The 15,049-nt window shown below is 60.6% G+C and carries 18 protein-coding genes; 9 read left to right on the top strand and 9 right to left on the bottom strand.

From position 1 onward, the window contains the following. Positions 1-19: 19 nt before the first annotated feature. Both rho and ACR0IR_RS11135 read right to left on the bottom strand, forming a co-directional pair. On the bottom strand, positions 20-1,291 hold the full coding sequence (rho, locus tag ACR0IR_RS11140; protein ID WP_170342621.1) for a transcription termination factor Rho: 1,272 nt from the start codon (positions 1,289-1,291) through the stop codon (positions 20-22). A 135-nt stretch (positions 1,292-1,426) separates the two neighbouring features. Then, positions 1,427-1,876 (bottom strand): CopD family protein, encoded by a 450-nt coding sequence (locus ACR0IR_RS11135; RefSeq protein WP_149774104.1) that lies wholly within the window; start codon positions 1,874-1,876, stop codon positions 1,427-1,429. Positions 1,877-2,279: 403 nt separating this feature from the next. On the opposite strand from ACR0IR_RS11135, the gene ACR0IR_RS11130 reads away from it, so the two are divergent. From ACR0IR_RS11130 to dnaQ, 4 genes are read left to right on the top strand one after another with little or no spacing between them, the layout of a single operon-like run. Then, on the top strand, positions 2,280-2,879 hold the full coding sequence (locus tag ACR0IR_RS11130) for a Maf family protein (protein WP_170363953.1): 600 nt from the start codon (positions 2,280-2,282) through the stop codon (positions 2,877-2,879). Then, a complete protein-coding gene (locus tag ACR0IR_RS11125; RefSeq protein ID WP_170363952.1) occupies positions 2,876-3,709 on the top strand; it encodes a shikimate dehydrogenase in 834 nt (277 codons plus the stop codon). Before ACR0IR_RS11130 ends, ACR0IR_RS11125 begins: the two co-directional genes overlap by 4 nt. Continuing rightward, positions 3,706-4,299, top strand: a complete 594-nt coding sequence (gene coaE / locus ACR0IR_RS11120; RefSeq protein WP_170363951.1) for a dephospho-CoA kinase — start codon at positions 3,706-3,708, stop codon at positions 4,297-4,299. The genes ACR0IR_RS11125 and coaE overlap by 4 nt, the downstream gene beginning before the upstream one ends. Then, positions 4,292-5,014, top strand: a complete 723-nt coding sequence (gene dnaQ / locus ACR0IR_RS11115) for a DNA polymerase III subunit epsilon (RefSeq protein WP_170342610.1) — start codon at positions 4,292-4,294, stop codon at positions 5,012-5,014. Before coaE ends, dnaQ begins: the two co-directional genes overlap by 8 nt. 25 nt (positions 5,015-5,039) lie before the next feature. On the opposite strand, the gene secB is transcribed toward dnaQ, so the two are convergent. After that, positions 5,040-5,540: a protein-export chaperone SecB gene (secB, locus tag ACR0IR_RS11110; RefSeq protein WP_170342607.1), complete on the bottom strand. Its 501-nt coding sequence runs from the start codon at positions 5,538-5,540 to the stop codon at positions 5,040-5,042. Between the two features lie 54 nt (positions 5,541-5,594). Further along, the gene (locus ACR0IR_RS11105) at positions 5,595-6,089 is read right to left on the bottom strand and encodes an FxsA family protein (RefSeq protein ID WP_170363950.1); all 495 of its coding nucleotides are present in this window, start codon (positions 6,087-6,089) and stop codon (positions 5,595-5,597) included. Between the two features lie 108 nt (positions 6,090-6,197). On the opposite strand from ACR0IR_RS11105, the gene ACR0IR_RS11100 reads away from it, so the two are divergent. Genes ACR0IR_RS11100 through ACR0IR_RS11090 form a run of 3 tightly spaced genes read left to right on the top strand, consistent with a single transcriptional unit; the run spans position 6,198 to position 8,481 of the window. After that, positions 6,198-6,857, top strand: a complete 660-nt coding sequence (locus ACR0IR_RS11100) for a Tim44/TimA family putative adaptor protein (RefSeq protein WP_170340666.1) — start codon at positions 6,198-6,200, stop codon at positions 6,855-6,857. Beyond that, positions 6,854-7,894, top strand: a complete 1,041-nt coding sequence (mltA, locus tag ACR0IR_RS11095; protein WP_170363949.1) for a murein transglycosylase A — start codon at positions 6,854-6,856, stop codon at positions 7,892-7,894. Before ACR0IR_RS11100 ends, mltA begins: the two co-directional genes overlap by 4 nt. Beyond that, entirely contained in the window at positions 7,894-8,481 is a 588-nt protein-coding gene (locus ACR0IR_RS11090) for a Smr/MutS family protein (protein ID WP_170363948.1), read from the top strand. The genes mltA and ACR0IR_RS11090 overlap by 1 nt, the downstream gene beginning before the upstream one ends. Here ACR0IR_RS11090 and ACR0IR_RS11085 read toward each other — a convergent pair. From ACR0IR_RS11085 to hslU, 3 genes are all read right to left on the bottom strand, one after another. After that, a complete protein-coding gene (locus ACR0IR_RS11085) occupies positions 8,478-9,623 on the bottom strand; it encodes an MFS transporter (protein ID WP_174824977.1) in 1,146 nt (381 codons plus the stop codon). The genes ACR0IR_RS11090 and ACR0IR_RS11085 overlap by 4 nt on opposite strands. A 71-nt stretch (positions 9,624-9,694) precedes the next feature. Next, positions 9,695-10,792: an alpha/beta hydrolase gene (locus ACR0IR_RS11080; RefSeq protein WP_170363946.1), complete on the bottom strand. Its 1,098-nt coding sequence runs from the start codon at positions 10,790-10,792 to the stop codon at positions 9,695-9,697. Positions 10,793-10,892: 100 nt separating this feature from the next. Beyond that, complete coding sequence (gene hslU, locus ACR0IR_RS11075; RefSeq protein ID WP_170342594.1) at positions 10,893-12,200, bottom strand: ATP-dependent protease ATPase subunit HslU; 1,308 nt, start codon at positions 12,198-12,200, stop codon at positions 10,893-10,895. 200 nt (positions 12,201-12,400) lie between these two features. Here hslU and ACR0IR_RS11070 point away from each other — a divergent pair, with 200 nt between their 5' ends. Further along, entirely contained in the window at positions 12,401-13,642 is a 1,242-nt protein-coding gene (locus ACR0IR_RS11070) for an MFS transporter (protein ID WP_170361080.1), read from the top strand. Positions 13,643-13,645: 3 nt separating this feature from the next. On the opposite strand, the gene hslV is transcribed toward ACR0IR_RS11070, so the two are convergent. Beyond that, on the bottom strand, positions 13,646-14,203 hold the full coding sequence (gene hslV / locus ACR0IR_RS11065) for an ATP-dependent protease subunit HslV (RefSeq protein WP_093963878.1): 558 nt from the start codon (positions 14,201-14,203) through the stop codon (positions 13,646-13,648). Between the two features lie 195 nt (positions 14,204-14,398). Between hslV and ACR0IR_RS11060 the strand changes: the two genes are divergently transcribed. Beyond that, positions 14,399-14,593, top strand: a complete 195-nt coding sequence (locus tag ACR0IR_RS11060; RefSeq protein ID WP_480779111.1) for a DUF1127 domain-containing protein — start codon at positions 14,399-14,401, stop codon at positions 14,591-14,593. 129 nt (positions 14,594-14,722) lie between these two features. On the opposite strand, the gene trxA is transcribed toward ACR0IR_RS11060, so the two are convergent. Beyond that, positions 14,723-15,043 (bottom strand): thioredoxin, encoded by a 321-nt coding sequence (gene trxA, locus ACR0IR_RS11055; protein ID WP_093963876.1) that lies wholly within the window; start codon positions 15,041-15,043, stop codon positions 14,723-14,725. Between the last annotated feature and the right edge of the window lie 6 nt (positions 15,044-15,049).

Genomic DNA, 15,049 nt, shown 5'->3' with positions numbered 1-15,049 from the left:
CGTCGGTTACAAGACCGTATCAGGTATTCATCGAGTCGAAGAACTCGGAATTGGTCTTGGTCTGTTTCAGCTTGGACAACAGGAACTCGATCGCGTCGGTTGTGCCCATCGGGTTGAGGATACGGCGCAGAACAAAGGTTTTGGCCAGATCGCCCTTGTCGACCAGAAGATCCTCTTTCCGGGTGCCGGATTTGAGGATGTCGATCGCCGGGAACACCCGCTTGTCTGCGATCTTGCGATCCAGAACGATCTCCGAGTTGCCGGTGCCCTTGAATTCTTCAAAGATCACTTCGTCCATCCGGCTGCCAGTGTCGATCAGCGCTGTGGCGATGATGGTCAGCGAACCGCCCTCTTCGATGTTCCGGGCCGCACCGAAAAACCGCTTGGGCCTCTGCAGCGCGTTGGCGTCCACACCGCCGGTCAGAACCTTGCCCGAGGACGGCACTACAGTGTTAAACGCCCTACCAAGTCTTGTGATCGAGTCGAGAAGAATAACAACATCTCGTTTGTGCTCGACCAGGCGCTTGGCTTTTTCGATCACCATCTCGGACACGGCGACGTGGCGGGTCGCCGGTTCATCAAAGGTCGAGGATACCACCTCACCCTTCACCGAGCGCTGCATGTCCGTCACCTCTTCGGGGCGTTCGTCGATCAGCAGGACGATCAGGTAGCATTCCGGGTGGTTGCGCTCGATCGAGTGCGCAATGTTCTGCAGGATCACCGTTTTACCGGTCCGCGGCGGCGCCACGATCAGCGACCGCTGGCCCTTGCCGATCGGCGCGACCAGGTCGATCACACGAGCGGATTTGTCCTTGATGGTCGGATCTTCGATCTCCATCTTCAACCGCTCATCCGGATAGAGCGGCGTCAGGTTGTCGAACAGGATCTTGTGCTTGGCCTTTTCCGGGTCTTCGAAGTTGATCTTGGTCACCTTCGTCAGCGCAAAATAGCGCTCATTCTCGTCCGGAGCCTTTATCTCACCCTCGACCGTGTCGCCGGTGCGCAGCGAATGCTGGCGGATCATGTCGGGCGAGACATATATGTCATCCGGGCCGGGCAAATAGTTCGCCTCGGGCGAGCGCAGAAAGCCGAAACCGTCCTGCAGCACCTCAAGCACGCCGTCGCCGCCCACGGTCCAGCCCTCGTCCGCGCGTTCGCGCAGGATCTGGAACATCATCTCGCCCTTGCGCATGGTCGAGGCGTTTTCGATCTCGAGCTCTTCGGCCATGGCCAGAAGGTCTTTGGGGCTTTTCGCCTTCAGATCGGACAGGTTCAGGGATTCGATTGTCATGATGATACGGACCTTGGCCGCAGAGGTGCGGCACAGCGTTGAATTTCAAACAGGAAGATGCGCCATCCGGACGGATGGGTTGATCTCTACATAAGGCGGGTCGCCGTCCGAGTCAAACCGGTGCGGAAATAGCCCTCAGAACTTCAGAATGACCGCCAGAACGATGATGACCATCAAAACGGTCGGAACCTCGTTCATCATGCGGTACTGGCGCCCTGTGAGCGTATTGCGGCCTTCGACGAAATCCTTGCGCCGGGCCATCAGCCAGTGATGAAACCAGGTCATGCCGATCACCGCTGCGCCCTTGACCCAGGGCCAGGCCCAGTCCCACCCGACGATGCCGGGAGTGAACACCATGATGAGGCCACAGACCCAGGCCACGATCATCGCCGGTCGCATGATCACGCGCAGCAGCTTTTCTTCCATTTCAAAGAAGATCTCAGGCGCGCCGTCGACGGCTTGTGCCTTTTCGACGTGATAGACGAACAGGCGTGGCAGATAGAACAGCCCTGCCATCCACGAGATAACCGCCATGATGTGCAGTGATTTCACCCAAGGGTACAGCGTGAAGAGAAGATCGGTCATCGGGTTTCCCGGCACTGGTCGGACCCTCCCTAATAAAAAAAAAAGAAAAGAGAAAGGATGATGGTTTTGTAGGGTGGGCAAAATCCGTGGATTATTGTTTTGTCCGCCAGTTTTCCCCAGGTGGATGAATAAATTCCAAAACTGGGTGATTCTGGTGATTTCAGTTTTTACGTAATAAAAACAATAAATTAAGTTACACACCGCGGATCTGACTTGGGGATAACTCAAGGGACATCTTTTGATGAACAGGAAATCCCAAGATCCCGAGTTATCCTTGTCCCGACCGGACAGTCTTTGAGCGACTCAGGGAAGTTTCAGGCCGAAATCGCGGGCTTGCGTGTCAACTGGAAAACCATACAAACCGTTCAATACCAATGATCAACTTGCCCACGGGGTTTTCCACATGACTGTCCCCATCGTTCTTGCCTCGGGGTCCGAGATCCGCGCGCAGTTACTGCGGAACGCCGGAGTGCCGTTTTCCGTCCAGGTCGCCCGCGTGGACGAGGATACCGCCAAACGCGCGCTTCTGGCTGAGGGCGCGCCGCCCCGCGACATCGCCGACGCTCTGGCCGAGCTCAAGGCGCGCAAGATCAGTGACAAGACGCCCGGCGCGATGGTTCTGGGCTGTGACCAGGTTCTGGATTTCGACGGACGCCTGCTGTCCAAGCCCGAAACGCCCGAAGAGGCGCTGGCGCAGTTGAAGGCGATGCGCGGCAAGCGTCACATACTGCTGTCGGCGGCGGTGATCTATCAGAACGGCGAACCGGTCTGGCGCCATGTCGGACAGGTGCGGTTGCGGATGCGCGCCAGTTCGGATGCCTATCTGAAGGGCTATGTCGCGCGCAACTGGGACAGCATTCGCCATGCGGTCGGGGCCTACAAGCTGGAAGAAGAAGGCGTGCGCCTGTTCACCAGCATTGACGGCGACTATTTTAACGTCTTGGGTATGCCCCTGCTGGAGCTGCTCAATTTTCTTGCGGTCCGAGGGGTGATCGAACAATGACCGAAAACCGCATTCCACTGGCCGGAGTCATTGGACACCCGATTGCCCATTCCCGATCGCCTGCCCTGCATGGCTTTTGGCTGAATACCTATGGTTTGCCGGGCCATTATGTGCCGATGGATGTTGCGCCCGCCGATCTTGAAACGGTCCTGCGTAGCTTGCCCAAGGCCGGATTCGTCGGGGCCAATGTCACCGTTCCGCACAAAGAGGCCGCGTTGCGCCTGGCCGATCATGTGTCGGACCGCGCCTCGGTGATCGGAGCGGCGAATACGCTGGTGTTCCGGGCCGATGGCTCGATCCACGCAGACAATACCGACGGGTACGGGTTCATGCAGAACCTGCGCGCGGGCGCGCCGGATTGGGTGCCGCAGGATGGCCCGGCGGTGGTGTTCGGCGCGGGCGGTGCTGCGCGGGCGGTGCTGCAGGCGCTGGCCGAGGCCGGCGTGCCCGAGATCCTGTTGACCAACCGCACGCGGTCGCGCGCCGATCACCTGAAAGAGGAATTTGGCCAGCGCATCACCGTGGTCGATTGGGTCCAGGCCGGAAACGTGATCGAAAACGCCGAGCTGGTGGTGAACACTACGTCACTGGGCATGCAGGGTCAGCCCGAGCTGCGCGTCCCGCTGGACGGGTTGCAGCCGGGAACGGTGGTGACCGATCTGGTCTATACGCCATTGAAGACCCACCTTCTGGAACAGGCCGAGGCTGCGGGCTGCACGGTCGTCGACGGGCTGGGCATGTTGCTGCATCAGGCGGTGCCCGGGTTCGAGCGGTGGTTCGGCCTGCGCCCCGAGGTTACGGAAGAAACCCGCGCAGCGGTTCTGGCATGAGTTTCTCTCTGGGTCTGACCGGGTCGATCGGAATGGGCAAAAGCACCACCGCCGACCTGTTCGCACAGGAAGGCTGCGCCGTGTGGGATGCAGACGCCGCCGTGCATCGGCTGTATGCGGAAGGCGGCGCGGCGGTCGTGCCGATCCGCGCGGCATTTCCCGACGCGATCGAGGATGGGGCCGTCAGCCGTGACGCCCTCAAACGGATCATCAGCGCCGATCCGACCGCGTTGAAACGGATCGAATCCATCGTCCACCCGCTGGTGGCCCGAGATCGGGAAGCGTTTCGACAGGCGGCCAAGTCGGACATCCTTGTCTTTGATATTCCTCTGCTTTTCGAAACTGGCGGCGAGGCGCAGATGGATGCGGTGGCTTGTGTGTCAATTCCCCCAGACGAGCAGAAGCGCCGCGTCATGGCGCGGGGCACGATGACCGAGGCGCAGTTCGAGCAGATCCGCGCCAAGCAAATGCCGAATGACGAAAAATGCGCGCGGTCGGATTTCGTGATCGTCACCGACACTCTGGACCATGCCCGCGCACAGGTGCAGAATGTGGTCAGGCAGATCAGGGCAGGATTGGCAGATGCGTGAAATCGTACTGGATACGGAAACCACCGGATTCGATCCCGAAAGCGGCGACCGGATCGTCGAGATCGGTGCCATCGAGCTGTGGAACCACGTCGCCACGGGCGAGACGTATCACGTTTATATCAACCCCGAACGTTCGATGCCGGCCGAGGCTTTCGGCGTGCACGGCATCGGCCCTGACCTGCTGGAGCCGCCGCAACCTGCCGAACCGGGCCAGATCACCCTGAAGGACAAACCTGTCTTTGCGAAGGTCGGGCAGGCCTTCCGCGATTTCGTGGGGGATGCACGGCTGGTGATCCACAACGCTTCATTCGACATGAAGTTCCTCAATGCCGAGTTGGGATGGATGGGCCTGCCCCCGATTCCGATGGAGCAGGCGCTGGACACGCTGGCGATCGCGCGCAAGCGGTTTCCCGGCTCGCCCGCCTCGCTGGATGCGCTGTGCCGGCGGTTCAACATCGACAATTCGAACCGGGTTCTGCACGGTGCGTTGCTTGACTCGGAAATCCTGGCAGAAGTCTATCTGGAGCTGATCGGCGGACGCCAACCTGATTTTGGCCTGTCTTCGGCGTCTGCCGAAAGCTCAACCGGTGGCGACATCTGGCGCCCCGGTCCACGGCCGAACCCACTGCAGCCCCGGATTACCGAGGATGAGCGTGCTGCGCATGATGCATTTGTCGAAAAGCTGGGCGAAAACGCCCTGTGGTCCCGCACCTGATCTGGGTCAGATGCGGGTTGCCTGATTACGCCTCGGTCTTGTCGGACGCCTCGGCCTGACGGCGCATCAACTCGTTGCGGTACAGACCGACGAAATCGATGTTGTCCAGATTGACCGGCGGGTAGCCACCGTCGCGGGTGATGTCGCTGACGATGCGGCGCAGGTAAGGGAACAGCATCCGCGGGCATTCGATCATCAGGAACGGGTGCAACTGATCATTCGGCACACCTTCCACGTGGAACAGGCCGCAGTAATCGATCTCGCACAGGAACAGGATGTCCTCCAGACCCTTGGCCTTGGACTTGAGGTTCAGCTTGATCGACACCTCGTATTGGTGGTCGGCCGAGCGCTTTTTCGCATCCAGGTTCACCTGGACTGAGATCTCGGGCTGCACGTCGCCCGAGACGCCTTTTTGCGCCATCACGTTTTCAAAGGACATGTCCCGGATGAACTGTCCCAGAATGCGCATCTGGATTTGGGGGGCTGCCTGGGGCTCGGTTGTGCCGGCGGCGGTTTCTTCGGTCATGGATCCGCTCCAAAATTTAAATTCGCCACTGCTTATCAAGTTGGGTCGGGCACCTCAATGCTGGTGCGGCCCTTCCACCCATTTCGACGGTTGTGCGGGTTTTGTGCGCACTTCCGAATACTCTCCGTCTATGATGTCATCCCCACCGAACGGATCGCGCGCCGCCCCATATTGCGGGCCGGGACCCATCTGGAACTGGGCAATCGTGACCCGTGATTTGAGATACCGAAAAACCGCGGCCCGCACCCCGGGAACCAGCAGCGCAAAGCCGATTGCGTCGGTGAAGAACCCAGGAGTCATCAGCAGAACGCCCGACAGCAGGATCATTGCACCATTGGCCAGCGGTTCGGTCGGGTCGTCCAGTTCGGAAAAGGCGCGCTGTAGCTGGCCCATCGCCATGCGACCTTGTGTCCGCACCATCGCGGTACCAAGAATGGCGGTCAAAACCACGATTGCCAGCGTCGGCCACAGGCCGATCAGACCGCCGACCTGGATAAAAAGGGCGATTTCGATGATCGGCACCAATAAAAATGCCAAGAACAGATACATATGCGCTATCCTTTCCCATAGGCCGGGCTGTGGACTTGCCACCAACTGTCACCTACATAGTGGCACGAGGCCGCGTGTACAAAGTCTCGGTGCTGAAAAGAGGACGAAATGAATTCACCCCTGATCCAGCTTCTGGTGCTGGCTGGCATAGCCATCTTCCTGATCCTGCGTCTCAGAAGCGTGCTGGGCACGCGCGAAGGCTTTGAAAAACCACCGGTGCCGCAGCAACCCGACACCGGGAAGTCGCGTCGTGATTTCGAAGTGATCGACGGCGGTCCGGATCGTGACATTACCGACCATGTCCCCGAAGACAGCGAATTGGCGCAGACGCTGGCCGCAATGAAGCGAGTCGAGCCCAGCTTTTCGGTCAGCGAGTTTCTGCAGGGCGCCCGTGGCGCCTATGAGCTGATCGTCATGGGGTTCGAGCGGGGCAATCTGGATGAAATCCAGCCCTTCCTGTCCGAGGAAGTTTTCGAAACCTTCGTGTCGGTTGTCGCCGATCGCGAGGACAAGGGCCTGACGATCGAGGCCGAGTTCATCGGTGTGCGTGAGATGGGCCTGGTGGATGCACAATTCGACAAGGATTCAAACCGCGCCGAGATCACTGTGCGGTTCGTCGGCGAGCTGACGTCGGTCGTGCGTGACCGGGGCGGTGACATCATCGAAGGCAGCCCCAACACGATCAAGCGCCAAAAGGACAGCTGGACTTTTGCTCGCGTCATGGGCGCGGATGATCCGAACTGGCTGCTTGTCGCCACGGACGCATGATCGGAACGCTCCGGTCGCTGATGCTGGTGGCGGTTCTGACCGCCGCCAATGCCGCCGGAGCTGAGGCGACGCGATCCATCCTGTCATTTGCTGACCTTGATGGCTGGGCCGAGGATGACCACGGCGCGGCTTTGTCCGTTTTTCTGGACACTTGCGGGGATCTGGACGATCCGGACTGGCGTTCGTTGTGTGCAGCCGCACGGACATACGAGCCCGATGCCGCGCGCGCCTTTTTCGAACTGTTCTTCCGGCCCATCCTGATCGAGGATGAAAAGGCCCCGCTGTTCACCGGATATTTTGAACCGGAATTGAACGGCTCGCGGACGCGGACTGAAACCTACAGATACCCGGTCTACAAGATGCCGCCCGAGGCGCGGGCGGCTGGGCAATGGCTCAGTCGGCGCGAGTTGCTGACCAGTGACGTGATGAAGGGCCGCGGCTTGGAAATCGCCTGGGTCGATGACCCGGTCGAGTTGTTTTTTCTGCAGATTCAAGGCTCGGGGCGCATCCGTTTGCCGGATGGCAGTTCGGTGCGTGTTGGATATGGCGGGGCCAACGGCCACCCCTATCGGTCGGTCGGGGTTGAGCTGGTCCGGCGCGGTCTTCTGGGTGCGCATGACGTGAGCGCCCGGATGATCCAGTCCTGGGTGCGCAAGAACCCCGAGATTGGGGCCGAGCTGTTGATGCACAACCCGTCCTACGTCTTTTTCCGCGAGGTTTCGCGGGTAGCTGCAGACCGCGGGCCTTTGGGCGCAATGAACCGGTCGATCACCGCAATGCGCAGCATCGCCGTGGACCCGGCCTATACCCCGTTGGGTGCGCCGGTCTGGGTTGAAAAAGACGGCAAGACTCCGCTGCGGCGCTTGATGATCGCCCAGGACACCGGCTCGGCAATCAAGGGCGCACAACGGGCCGACATCTTTTTCGGAACCGGGGACGCCGCAGGACAGGCAGCGGGCCAGCTCAAGGATCCCGGCCGCATGATCGTTCTGCTGCCGATCCAACGCGCCTATGCCATGCTGCCGGATGAGTTCTGATGACCCGCCGCAAGCTGACCGAAGACGAGATTGAATTGTGGCACAAGGTGACCCGGCAGACCGAGCGGCTGCACCCGGAGATTCCCCAATCCGTTCACCCATCGACATTGCCGAAACCCAAGCCGCGAAAAACCCCAAAAGCGCGGATAGACGCCTTTGAACTGGGTCAGAATGCACCGACAAATGGGCGCGGCCACAGCTTGAAGCCCGCAATCGGCGATAGCCTGCGTGCCGCTCCCGTACAGATGGACAGCAAGGCCTTTGCGCGGATGAAACGCGGCAAGCTGAAGCCCGAAGGTAAGCTGGATCTGCACGGAATGCGGGTCGACACGGCCCATCCTGCTTTGATCCGGTTCATCCTGTCGGCGCAGGCATCGGGAAAACGACTGGTTCTGGTGGTCACCGGCAAAGGCAAGGACAGAGACGAACCCGGCCCGATCCCGACGCCCCGCGGCGTGCTGCGCAACCAGGTGCCTCAGTGGTTGAATTTGCCGCCCCTGGCCCAAGCGGTTCTTCAGGTCAGTCCGGCCCATATCAGCCATGGCGGTGATGGGGCCTACTACGTGTATCTGAGGCGGATCCGCTAAAGCAGCCGCCCGGCCCTCTGAATACCGATCCAAACTATGCCGCACGTCGCCACGAAGAACCAGGCGATCCACAGGAACTGCGTGCTGAGCGGCACGCCCAGATCGATCAGCCCGCCAGTCAGGCCGGGCCCGACAGCAGACCCCAGCACCATGACGGCCGCAGCCATCGCCTTGATCGCGCCGATGTGACGGGTGCCGTAGAACTCGGCCCAGAACGCGGCGGGCAGCGTGCTGTTGGCGCCGACCGAAATGGCAAGACAGGACAAACCGATAACGGCGCCGGGGATTGTCTGGACAAACGCAAACAGGGCAAACCCGGCAGCCATCGGAAGCTGATAGAACGGCATCATCCGCGCCGTGCCCCATCTGTCCAGCGCCCAGCCCGAGGCGAACATCGCCAAGATCGACACCCCAGTATAGACCGGAAACAACGCAACCAGTTGGATATGGGCCCAGCCCTTGGTCTGCGCCAGATGGACCTGGTGAAAGAAGAACGCGGTAATGAATGCCGAAGGCCCCATGAGCGCGGGCATCATGAACCAGAAAAGCGGGTTCAATAGCGTTTCGCGCCGGGTCCAGTGCCGCCCAAGCATCCCGGTCGCGCTGGTTTCCCGAGCCAGACTTTGTGGTGTCCGCTCCTGACGCAGCATCCGCATCAACGCCGGTATTCCCAACAACGCGATGGCGGAAGAGAGCGCCCAAAGAAAATGCCAGTCGACAAAGGCCATGGCGGCGACGAACAGCACGGGCAGCAGGGCCTCACCGACGGCAAATCCCAGCGTTGCGATGGAGAGTGCCCTGCCCCGCGTGGCCGTGAACCACCGGGCCATCGCAACCATGGCAATATGGCTGCACATGCCCTGGCCGAACAGACGCAGCAGAAAGATGACCACGGGCAACAGGATCACCCAATGATTGACCGCCATCGCCAGCGCGGCACACGCAAGCCCAAGCAGGACAGCCGGGCCCAGCACGCGGACACGATAAATATCGGTCAGCCCTCCGGCCCAGATCATGACGATCGCGGAAACAGTCGTGCCCAAGGAATAAAGACCGCCCCATGCGCCGTGGCTGAGGCCGAACTCGGCCCGGATCTGCCCGGCGAAGATCGAAATGAAAAAGGTCTGCCCGAAACTGGACATGAAGGTCAGCAAGACCCCCGCGCCCAACCACGGAGCATTGTCCGCAAGGAAAAGGCGGACCCCTCGCCCTATCACGGGGTGCTGACCCGCACCTGCCCGGTTTCGGTCAGAACAACCTCGGTCGCGCCGGCATCGTTTCGCACGGCCGGCGGCACCAGAAGATCAATGCCGCCCTGATCCCGGCCAAAGGTCCTGCTGACCCGGCCCGCCGCGTTGAGAATCGACAGAAGTGCCGGAGATGTGGCGGCCACGAAATGCGAGGACTCCGCATCCTTGTTGAAAGCCGTGGTGTCGATGATGCTGACCGGGTACTGCGCCAGCTTCTCGGTCGAGCTGATGTTGCCCAGCCGCTCGCCCTTGGCAGTTCCGCGCAGGCGTCCGGAAACGTTCAAGATCTTGTCTTTGCGCGAGACCATGATCACGAATGGCTCGGGCGGAGATTTGATCACCGCCATCTGCGACCGGAACACGTCAACGTCGAGATCGGGCGAGATCAGCAATACACCTTCCAGATTGCGCCGCGACCAGCCTGGCTCGCGCAGCTCAGCCTGGCGCATCATCTCCATGGTCAGCGCGCCTCCCATCGAATGCGCAACGATCAGTACGCGCGGGACGCCCAGGGATTTCAGCGTAGAGATGGTTTGTTGCAGCCCGTCGCGGGCAAACAGCATGCTGTCCAGATCATAGGCATAGCCCGATCCGGCCCCCCGGCTGGGCCAGGAATAGACCAACGTCTTGCCGGGCAGGCCGATATCGTGAGCCAACTGAGCTGCGCGAAAAACGGTCTCGGTCTGGGTGGCGTTGTAGCCATGAACAAAAATCGTGACTTCCTTGGCGCCGTTCAGCCGTGCTTTCAGATCCTGCTCGGTCGGAAATTCGCGCACACCGGCCAAAACGAATTGCCGGCTCGGGTTCGGGTCCGAATAGGAAAACTCAAGCGTCCCGGGGCGGTGGTTCGGCGGGATCGAGACTGTGGTTTCGAGGAATTGCAGGCGGTCAGCGCGACGATACCCGTATGAGCCATCGGCCTCGCGTGCGCGGGTGGTGGCCGCAAACACGGTCTGCGCCGTTCCGACGTCCAACGCTTCGGGCAAGGTGACCGAGATGGATCGATCAACGCAGCCTCCCAAAACGGAAACCGTGACGAAAATGATCAGATAGCGCAGCACGGAACGATCCCAGACCAACAGTACGTGCTACGCATAGCGTAACCTGCCGACGCGTCCAGATAATTGCGCAGGACCAACCGGCAAAAACCGGCTGATCATGTTACAGAACGTAACGGCTCAGGTCCGTGGATTTGGTCAGCTCACCAAGGTTTTCATCGACAAAGGCCGCGTTGACCACGATTTCCGCACCGGCACGGTCCGGCGCGACAAAGGACAGATCTTCGAAAACGCGCTCCATCACGGTGTACAGGCGCCGGGCGCCGATATTCTCGACGCTCTGGTTCACCTCGGCGGCGATCCGGGCCAGCGCGGCGATCCCGTCCTCGGTAAAGCTGACGGTGACGTTTTCGGTGCCCATCAAAGCCGTATACTGGCGGGTCAGCGCGTTGTCCGTCTCGGTCAGGATGCGCACGAAATCCTCTTCGGTCAGCGCACGCAGCTCGACCCGGATCGGCAGACGCCCCTGCAGTTCCGGCAACAGGTCCGAAGGCTTGGCGATATGGAACGCGCCGCTGGCGATGAACAGAATGTGGTCGGTCTTGACCGGGCCGTGCTTGGTGGAGACGGTGGTGCCTTCGATCAGCGGCAGCAGGTCGCGCTGCACGCCTTCGCGGCTGACATCCCCTCCGCGGGTTTCTGCCCGTGCGCAGACCTTGTCGATCTCGTCCAGAAATACGATGCCATTCTGCTCGACTGATTCCAGCGCCGCGCGGGTGACGGCCTCGTCATCCAGCAACTTGTCGGCCTCTTCCCCGATCAGGATGTCATAGCTTTCGGCAACGGTCATGCGACGCTTGACGGTGCGCCCGCCGAAAGCTTTGCCGAAAATGTCGCCCAGGTTCATCATGCCCATCTGACCGCCCGGCTGGCCGGGAATGTCGAACATCGGCATCGGGTTGGACGTGTCGGCCAATTCAAGCTCGATCACCGTGTCGTCCAGCTCGCCGGATTTCAGCTTCTTGCGGAACATCTCGCGGGTGCTCTCGCGGGCGTCCGAGCCGGCGATGGCCTCGATCACGCGGTCCTCGGCAGCCTGATGCGCCTTGGCCTTGACCTCTTCGCGCATGTATTCACGGGTCTGGATGATAGCGGCATCGGCCAGATCGCGGATGATCTGTTCAACATCGCGGCCGACATAGCCGACTTCGGTGAATTTTGTCGCTTCAACCTTGATGAAGGGCGCGCGGGCCAGCTTGGCCAGGCGGCGGCTGATCTCGGTTTTGCCCACGCCGGTGGGCCCGATCATCAGGATATTCTTGGGATAGACCTCGTCGCGGATGTCATCCGGCAACTGCTTGCGCCGCCAGCGGTTGCGCAAGGCCACGGCGACAGCGCGTTTGGCATCCTTCTGCCCGATGATGAAACGATCCAGTTCCGAGACGATCTCGCGCGGGGTCAGGTCGGTCACAGGGCAGTCCTTTCGATGGTCGGCAGTCAGCTGCGGCTTAGGTAAGCACGGGGTCGGCAAAAACAACCGAGACCGCACATTTGGCCGCGTTGGTTAACAATGACCCGGCGCCAATGCAAATCTTTCCTGACCTCCATGTTGGGAGATTTCGGTGTCCTCTGATAGGGTTGGCGGAATGTGCGCGGGACCCGGAGAGTGAAATGTCCAAGATTGCCAAGATTACCCTGCTGTTCGTGGTGTTCGTGGACCTGATCGGCCAAGGGCTGGTCTTTCCGATCATCAACTCGCTGATCATGGAGACGAAATCGGGCTTTCTGCCGGAAAGCACGCCAATGGGCAGCCGTCACTTCTACTACGGTCTGGTGATCGGGTGTTTCTTCCTGTCCTGGTTTCTGGGCGTCGTCTATGTCTCGAAAGTTTCGGACTCCATCGGGCGCAAGAATGCACTTCTGGTCTGCCTGGGCGGCGCGCTGGCCGGTTATGCGATCACGATTGCGGCGCTGTATCTCAACAGCCTGATCCTGTTGATCGTGGGCCGGTCGATCACCGGGTTCACCGCCGGAAACCAGCCCATTGCACAGGCGGCCATGATCGACGGCAGCACGGATGCGGCCGATCGTGACCGGAACATGGGTTATATCGTGACAGGGGTTAGCTTTGGCCTGGTCGGCGGCCCGATCATCGGAGCGGTCCTGTCGGATGCGGCGCTGTTGGGCAGCGTTGCCACGCTCAAGACCCCATTCTACGGCGCGTTTGTCCTGGTGCTTATCGCGATCCTGCTGGTGCTGTTCTTTTTCAAGGATACCCGAACCGAACGCGAACCCTTCGTCTTTCGCCCCCGCGATGTGACCGACAGCCTGGTCGCCGTACGTGGCCACCCCATGGTTCTGAAGATCCTGCCCGTCTACGCGTTCTTCATGATCGCGAACGTCACCTTCTACGTGTTTGTGGACAATTTCCTGACCAGCGCTTTTGGTTACGGCGTGATCGGCGGCAGCATGGCGATGGTCGTCATCGGTGTTGCGCTGGCCTTCTCAAGTACGTTTCTCGTGAAACCCGCGCAGGAACGGTTCAGCAAGCACAACATCATATATGTTTCGCTGATCGTCATGGTGATCTGCGGCTTTGCCTTTGCCTTCAGCCCCAGCGGCGTGCTCAGCTATGTGCCGGTGTTCCTGTTCTATTTCCTGTTCGGCGTGGCCTACCCGACTCTTCTGGGCCTGTTTTCCTCGTCGGTCAGCGAGGCGGATCAGGGCTGGGTCATGGGCGTAACCACGGCCGTGTTCTGCCTGGCCGGTGGAATCATGTCGCTGATCGGCGGCGGGTTGATGAGCATCGATATCCGCCTGCCCTATTACATCGTGATCGCCTCGGCCATTCTGGGGCTGATCGGGATGCACCGCCGGTGGAAGGGCAAGGAGATTTCGGCCCTGCTGGCCTGACCCCTAGCCCGAAATGCTTTCAACCGTCAGGTTGCCGTTGGTGTAGACGCAGATGTCGGCGGCAATTGCCATGGCCTCGCGGGCAACCTCCTCGGCCGACTTGTCGCTGTCCATCATCGCCCGCGCGGCTGCCAGGGCAAAGTTGCCACCCGACCCGATCGCCGCCACGTCATGTTCCGGTTCGAGCACGTCCCCGGCCCCGGTGATCACGAACAGGTCACGGCCGTCGGTGACGATCAGCATCGCCTCAAGCTTTTGAAGGTACTTGTCGGTGCGCCAGTCCTTGGCCAGTTCGACCGAGGCGCGGGCCAGTTGACCGGGCGTGGCCTCCAGCTTGGCTTCCAGCCGTTCCAGCAGTGTGAAGGCATCGGCGGTCGATCCGGCGAACCCGGCGACGATCTCGAACCCGCCGGGCGACAGGCGCCGCACCTTGCGGGCGGTGCCCTTGATCACGGTCTGGCCCAGGCTGACCTGCCCGTCACCCGCGATGACGATCTGGCCGCCTTTCTTGACGCCGATGATCGTGGTGCCGTGCCAACCGGGAAAGTCGTTCTCCGCCATTCAAGCCTCCGTATCCGTTGATGCCCTATATGGGCCGGAGGCGCGATCCGCGCAACCCGTTCTCAAACTGCCCAAAAGATATGCAATCCGTGCATCACGGGGTTGTTGGACCAGCAATTGTGAGTCGCCTGTCGCAAGACTAGATGAGGCTTACAACCGACACAGGGTCGGCTGTTTCAAAAAAGGAATGCGCAAATGGCAACCACCGCAAACATCCATGCGCCGCTCGGAGCAGCTACCATCCTGCGTGCAGTGGACGGCATCTCGCACGCTTTCGAAGCCGTCGCCGAATGGAACACCACCCGCAAGACCCGCAAGCTGCTGTCGCAACTGAGCGATGCCCAGCTGGAAGATATCGGTCTGGTCCGCGAAGATATCGCCAAAATCTGAATTCAGACCGAATTCGACTAAAGACGAATGGCCGCTTGGATTTCCGGGCGGCTTTTTCTTTTTGCGCAGACCATGCACAAAAAAGGCGCCCGATGAGGAGCGCCTTCTTTTGTTGAGTTCCGTTCGGTATCAGATGGATTCGTCGATCCAGCTTTGCAGGGCGGCCTTCGGGGCAGCGCCTGCGCGGTTCGAAACCACCTGACCGTCCTTGAAGATGAACAGCGCGGGAATACCGCGTACGCCCATGGCTGCGGCCGAGTTTGGGTTGCTGTCCACGTCGACCTTGGCGATCTTGACCTTGCCGCCATATTCGGCCGCCAGCTCTTCCAGAGCGGGCCCGATCTGCTTGCAGGGTCCGCACCACTCGGCCCAGAAATCCACCACGACGGGGACGTCCGAGTTCTTGACTTCGGCGTCAAAGGTTTCGTCGGTTACGGCTACGGTCGACATATTCTG

The sequence above is a fragment of the Ruegeria sp. CF2 genome, assembly GCF_056537385.1.
Note: the sequence above shows the minus strand (reverse complement) of the source record. Positions and strands in the feature narration are given on the sequence as shown.